4 protein-coding genes are annotated in these 6664 nt (G+C 56.5%); 3 read left to right on the forward strand and 1 reads right to left on the reverse strand.

Translation table 11 applies throughout. The annotated features are described in order from the left end of the window. The 3 genes from mfd to ACZ25G_RS10140 form a co-directional block, all read left to right on the forward strand. Positions 1–2717 (forward strand): transcription-repair coupling factor (gene mfd, locus ACZ25G_RS10130; protein WP_463682370.1); only part of this gene is annotated, 2717 nt, incomplete at its 5' end. Positions 2718–2911: 194 nt separating this feature from the next. Beyond that, positions 2912–3997 carry a hypothetical protein gene (locus ACZ25G_RS10135; protein WP_191481315.1) on the forward strand — a complete coding sequence of 362 codons (1086 nt, stop codon included), beginning with the start codon at positions 2912–2914 and terminating at the stop codon, positions 3995–3997. Positions 3998–4165: 168 nt separating this feature from the next. Next, positions 4166–4627, forward strand: a complete 462-nt coding sequence (locus ACZ25G_RS10140) for a hypothetical protein (RefSeq protein WP_342681295.1) — start codon at positions 4166–4168, stop codon at positions 4625–4627. Positions 4628–4746: 119 nt separating this feature from the next. Here the strand turns inward: ACZ25G_RS10140 and ACZ25G_RS10145 are convergent, their stop codons facing one another. Then, the gene (locus tag ACZ25G_RS10145; protein WP_463682371.1) at positions 4747–6432 is read right to left on the reverse strand and encodes an FAD-dependent oxidoreductase; all 1686 of its coding nucleotides are present in this window, start codon (positions 6430–6432) and stop codon (positions 4747–4749) included. Positions 6433–6664: the final 232 nt, after the last annotated feature.

Below are 6664 nucleotides of genomic sequence, written 5' to 3' on the forward strand. Positions count from 1 at the left end.
AGGAGAACATCGACCGGGACATCCAGCGGCTGCGGGATCATCTCAGCTTTGCGAGCTTTGACCGGTTCCTGCCGCTGGCCTATGGACAGGGGGCCACCCTGTTGGACTACCTGCCCGAGGGCTTTCTCTTTGTCTCGGATTATATCAAACTGCGGGAGACCCAGAAGAATTTTTCCTGGCAGATGGAGGAGGACCTGAAAACCCTCTTTGAGGAAGGCGTCCTCTGCCGAGGATTGGAGCGCTTTTATCTGGAGCGGGGAGAGCTGATGCAGGCTTTGGCCTCCCGGCGCACCGTGGTGCTGGAGACCTTTGCCCGGGCCCTGCCGGAGCTCCCGGTGAAAACCTTGGTGAACTTTGACGCCATCCAGCTTTCGGGCTGGAGCGGCGAAATTAAATATCTCACCGATGACCTGAAAAGCTTTTTGGAGCGCAGATACTGCGTGGCTGTTTTGGCGGGAACCCGCCGGGCGGCCCAGGCCCTTGTCTCGGATCTGCGGAAAGAAAATATCCCCGCCGAGTTTGCCGAGGATGTGAAGTCCATCGTCTTCGGCCGGGTCTTTGTGCTGGAGGGCGGCCTTTCCGGCGGATTTGACCTGCCGGGCATCCGGTTCGCCCTCATCACCCAGGCGGCCGCCCGGAGGCTGGGGGAACCCAAGCGGAAGCGCCGGGCCAAGGCGCCGGGGGATAAGATCAGCTCCCTGGCCGATCTGACCCCAGGGGATTACGTGGTCCACATCTCCCACGGCATCGGCGTCTTTGAGGGAATCCATAAGATGGATATCCACGGGGTGGTCAAGGACTATATTAAAATCCGTTACGCTGGGGCCGACACCCTTTATGTGCCGGTGACCCAGCTGGATCTGGTGAATAAATACATTGGCCCCCGTGAAAACGGCAATATCCGGCTCAACAAGCTCAACTCCACCGAATGGCAGAAGACCCGCAGCCGGGTCAAAAAGGCGGTGGACGACATGGCGGATGAGCTGATCAAGCTCTATGCCCAGCGGATGCAGGTCAAGGGCTACGCCTTCTCCCCTGACAGCGAGTGGCAGCGGGAGTTTGAGGAGCACTTCCCCTATGAGGAAACCGACGACCAGCTCCGGTGCATTTCGGAGATCAAAGGGGATATGCAGTCCACCGTTCCCATGGACCGGCTGCTCTGCGGGGATGTGGGCTTTGGGAAAACCGAGGTGGCCCTGCGGGGCGCCTTCAAATGCGTCCTGGACGGCAAGCAGTGCGCCATTCTGGTGCCCACCACCATCCTGGCCTGGCAGCACTACAACACCATCCTGACCCGGATGGAGGGCTTTCCCGTCCATGTGGAGATCCTCTCCCGGTTTAAAACTCCCAAACAGCAGCAGGAGATTGTCAGAAAAATAGGCCGGGGCGAGGTGGACATTGTGGTGGGCACCCACCGCCTGATCCAAAAGGACGTCCGGTTTAAGGACCTGGGACTTGTCATCATCGACGAGGAGCAGCGCTTTGGGGTGGCCCACAAGGAGCGGTTTAAGGAGCTTCGCTCCACGGTGGATGTGCTGACCCTTTCGGCCACCCCCATCCCCCGGACCCTGTCCATGGCCATGTCGGGGATCCGGGACATGTCGGTCATCGAGGAGGCCCCCTCCGACCGGCATCCCGTGCAGACCTATGTGCTGGAATACAACCGAGGGGTCATTGGCGACGCCATCAAGCGGGAGCTGCGGCGGGGCGGCCAGGTGTTCTACCTCCACAACCGGGTGGAGACCATTGACCGGTGCGCTTCCAAGATTCAGGAAATGGTGCCCGACGCCCGGATCATGGTAGCCCACGGCAAGATGGGGGAGGAGGAGCTTTCCTCCATCTGGCAGGGTTTATTGGACCATGAAATCGACATCTTAGTCTGCACCACCATCATCGAAACCGGCGTGGATGTGCCAAACTGCAACACCCTCATCATTGAGGACGCGGACCGGATGGGCCTTTCCCAGCTCTACCAGCTCCGGGGCCGGGTAGGCAGGTCCAGCCGCCGGGCTTTCGCCTACTTCACCTTTCAAAAAGGCAAGGTCCTCACCGATGTGGCGGCCAAACGGCTGGCCGCCATCCGGGAATTTACCTCCTTTGGCTCAGGGTTCCGGATCGCCATGCGGGATCTGGAGATCCGTGGCGCCGGCAATATCCTGGGCGCCCAGCAGCACGGCCATATGGAGGCCGTAGGCTATGAGATGTACCTGAAGCTGCTCTCCGACGCCGTGGCGGAAAAGCGGGGAGAAATTCCCGAAAACCCGGTGGAGGAATGCCTCATCGACATCCGCATCGAGGCCCACATCCCGCCCCGGTATATCGAAAACCAGGCCCAGCGCATCGAGGTTTACCGGAAAATCGCCGGCATCCGCACCTATGAGGACAGCCTGGATGTAATGGATGAGCTCATCGACCGGTTCGGCGAGCCGCCGGCCTCGGTGAAGGGGCTCATTGACGTCAGCTTGATGCGCAACACCGCCTCCCGGATGGGAATTACCGAAATCACCCAGAAGAATAATGAGATCGTTTTCTCCCTCTCCCGGGTGGATATGAAGATGATCGGCTCCCTGGTATCCCAAATGCGGGGCCGGGTGCTTCTCTCCGCCGGGCAGAAGCCCTATCTGACGGTAAAAATCGCCGATCAGCAGACGCCGTTGGAGGCTATGCGGCAGATTCTTTCCGCCATGGATATGGCGGACGCCCCCACCGAATCATAAAAACAGGGCCCGGATGCCTCCGGGCCCTGTTTGTTTTTTCATTTCAGCAGCAAAAAACAAGGAAAATTCATGTTTTTTTGTGGACTTTTTGACAGAAGGCGTGTATAATTTTATTCTATCAGCGGCATTTTCCAGATGTTTGGGGAAAATACCGTTAGGTGCGAAAGAATGTAGTGAAACTGGGAGGAAATCAAATGAAACTCGCGAAGAAAATCCTTGCCGCGGTCTTGGCGTCCTGTATGGCCATACTGACCTTCGCTGGATGCGGCAGTCAAGATACCAGCTGGATCGCCACCGACAAAGATGGGGACGCCATCCCGGTGGGCGTCTATCTCTACCATCGTCTGGAGGCTTATACCGAGGCGCTGGACCTGGTGGAGGATAAAGCTGGCGAGGTATGGGATCAGGAGATCGAGGGCAAGACCGGCTATGAATGGGTGCACGATAAAGCCCTCCAGGCTGTGAAAAACTATGCGGCAGTGGAAGAAAAATTCGAAGAGCTGGGCTATACCCTGGCAGAAGAGCAGGAGGCCTACGCCGAGAACCAGGCGACCCAGCGGTATAACTATTACAGCGGCCTGTATGAGGCCAATGGCATCAGTTCTGATTCCGTCGTCGCCATCTATATGAACCAGATGAAGAGCAGCGTTATCTTCCAGAACACCTATGCCCCGGGTGGCACCCAGGGCCTTTCTGTGGACGAACTGAAACAGGAACTGGAAGAAAACTATCTGAGATTTAAGACCATCATGCTGCCCAGAACCAATTCGGATGGCGTGCTGCTGTCCGATGAAGAGCTGGCCGCAGCAGAGGAAGAACAGGCGGACTATCTCAAACGCGCCCAGGATGGCGAGGACTTTGACCAGCTGATCACCGAATCCGAGGATAACTATATTAAGGAGCTCATGGGCGATGAGAGTTACGAGCCCACCGCCTCCGATTATGGACATGACCACGCGGAGGAGAATGCCCATATCAACGTTCTGCGCAAGGACAGCACCGACGTTTCGGCGGAACTGCTGGACGCTGTGGCTGCCGTAGACGAAGGGGAGTTTGGTACTGTGGAAGACATAGATTACTACTATGTGTTCCAGCGCCTGGACATCACCGAGGATGAGGACGCCGTCGTGGAGGCGCTGGAGGCCCAGCTCACCAGCGACCTGAAAGCCGACGACTTTGACAAAGAGATCGAGGATTGGGGCAACAATGTCCAGCTCACCTTAAATGATAAAGCGGTGGATTACTATCAGAAGAGAAAATTTAAAGAGGCTAGCTTCTAAAGGGAATGTCTAAATCTTTAACCCGGGCTCATGAAAATCATGGGTTCGGGTTTGTTTTTTGTTGAAAATCCCCTCCTTCTGCCCTTTTTTCTTTTTTCACGGAATGCAACAAAAAAATCTGTGGGCCACACTATAATATAAAAGGGAATGGATAAAGGAGGGGTACGAATGAAAAAACTTAGCGTTATAGCCTTACTGCTGATCCTGCTGTTGACCGGATGCCATGAGCCGGCGCCTGCTGCCGAATCCAATCCACCCGAAATTTCCACCACCCCCCTGCGGATAGAAAAGGGACTTACCCCTCAGACCCTTTACAATACATTGGTGGGGCGCCTGGGCCTGGTAGGCTCTGTTTTGGAAAGTCAGGGCACAGGCCCTATCTTCCAGGAGGCGGAGATGTATACTGTGTGCAGCAAGGGGAATCCGCAGCCGATGCTGATGATTTTCCGCTTTACCGATGGCAGCCAGGCTCAGAAGTCTCTGGAGCTTTTTCTGGAGCAATCCTTGGAAAAAGGCCAGGATTTGAGCGCGAAGATATACCAAAAGGATAATTTAATTGCATTATATACAAATAGTAATGAAAGTGTCCGGCAGGTGCTGGGTGAAATCATGGATTGTGCCCAGATATAACCCCCAAAAGGGCTATCTCCCGCGCCAAGGGAATCTGATACAGACGTTGCAACAATTGAAAAATGTAAAAACTCCGGCAGTGAGTCCCGCTGCCGGAGTTTTTCTATCGAAAAATTACTTTATTCAAGAGGAGCGCCGCAGGGCTTGCAGTTTTCCATGGGGACCCCTTGGGCGGCCAGATCGTTCTTTGCCGCGGCATACAGCCGGTAGCCGCCGCTGAGGTTTTTGGTTTTATAGCCGTTTTGCCGCAGGATGCACTGGGCGATGTAGCCTCTGAGCCCCACGGCGCAGAAGATATGGACCTCCTTGTCCTTGGGCACCTCAGAAAGCCGCTGCCGCAGGACGTCCACCGGGATATTGACGGCGCCGGGAATGGTGCCATGGGCAAATTCGCCGGGGGTGCGCACATCCAAAAGGAAGGCGTTTTCCGGCAGGTTGGCCAGATCCTCCACATAGAAGGGGATCATCCGTCCCTCCACCACATTGCCGGCCACATAACCAGCCATGTTGACAGGGTCCTTGGCGGAGGAGAAAGGCGGCGCGTAGGCCAGTTCCAGCTCCTGCAGGTCGAAGACATCCATGCCGGCCCGGATGGCGGAGGCCAGCACATCCATCCGCTTGTCCACACCGTCCCGGCCCACAATCTGAGCGCCCAAGACCTTGCCTTCGGGGGTGTAAAGGAGCTTGACCACCATGGTGCTGCCGCCGGGATAGTATCCAGCGTGGGAGGGGGAGATGGTGAAGGTCTTGCGGTACGCTATACCCGCCCGCCGCAGGGTGGTCTCATTTTCTCCGGTGACCGCTGCGGTCATGTCAAAGACCTTGGCGATGGCTGTCCCCTGGGTGCCGTGGTAGGCTTTCTTCTCCCCGCACAGGTTGTCGGCCACAATCCGCGCCTGCTTGTTGGCAGGGCCAGCCAGCGGGATGATGGCGTCGGCGCCGGTGCCAAAGGACTTGACGCCGATGGCGTCCCCCACAGCGTAAACGTCGGGCACATTGGTCTGCAGGTACTCGTCCACCAGAATTTCGCCTCGGCTTCCCAGGGCGATGCCGCTGTCCTTGAGGAAACCGGTCTCCGGCCGGACGCCGATGGAGAGGATGACCATATCCGCCGGGATCTCCCTGCCGTCAGAAAGGATGACCTGATCCCGGTCGATGCGCTGGGCCATGCTCCCCAGGTGAAGGTCCAGCCCTTTGGAGCGCAGATGATTTTGCAGCTCATGGCTCATGTCCTCATCCAGGCTGGCAATGACATGGGAAGCGGCCTCGATGACGCTGACCTCTAGTCCCAGCCGGCACAGGTTGTCCGCCATTTCCAGGCCGATGTAGCCGCCGCCGATGACCGCCGCCGTCCGGGGATTGTGGCTGTTGAGATAGTCCTTGATCTTAAAGGTATCAGGGATATTGCGCAGGGTAAAAACATGTTCCGGATGCTGGATTTCCATGTTGGGGACAATGGGGCTGGCTCCGGGAGAGAGAACCAGCTTGTCATAGCTTTCGGTATAGGTTTCCCCTGTCTTATGGTTGAGGACGGTGACCGTCTTTTTCCCGGTGTCCACAGAAAGGACCTCGTTGTTGACCCGGACATCCACCTGGAACCGGGCGTTAAAGCTTTCCGGCGTTTGCAGAAGAAGCTCTTCCCGCTGGGTGATGACGTCTCCTACATAGTAGGGCAGGCCGCAGTTGGCAAAGGAGATATACTCCCCTTTTTCCAGCATGATGATCTGTGCTGTTTCATCCTTCCGGCGCAGCCGTGCCGCCGCACCGGCGCCGCCTGCTACCCCGCCTACAATCACAGCTTTCATTGACATGAATACGCTCCTTTCCAACGGTTTATTTCAGAATCCCTCGCAGTAAGAAAAGCTCTGGGATCACAATGAATAGATTATCTTTATTATACCATGAATCTCCTCTTTTTTCATTGTATAAAAGGCCCAAAAAGGCCGGGGACTTCAAGTCCCCGGCCTTTCTATTATGCTTTAGCAAAGAAGCCCCAGCGGTAAGTCGCTGGGGCTTCAAAAACCGCCGGCTATGCCG

It is taken from the genome of Zongyangia sp. (genome assembly GCF_965361945.1).

What these genes read in the sequence shown, in the direction of transcription:
- ACZ25G_RS10145 (WP_463682371.1), bottom strand. Translation starts at nt 6,432, where the DNA reads ATGAAAGCTGTGATTGTAGGCGGGGTAGCAGGCGGCGCCGGTGCGGCG.
- ACZ25G_RS10135 (WP_191481315.1), top strand. Translation starts at nt 2,912, where the DNA reads ATGAAACTCGCGAAGAAAATCCTTGCCGCGGTCTTGGCGTCCTGTATG.
- ACZ25G_RS10140 (WP_342681295.1), top strand. Translation starts at nt 4,166, where the DNA reads ATGAAAAAACTTAGCGTTATAGCCTTACTGCTGATCCTGCTGTTGACC.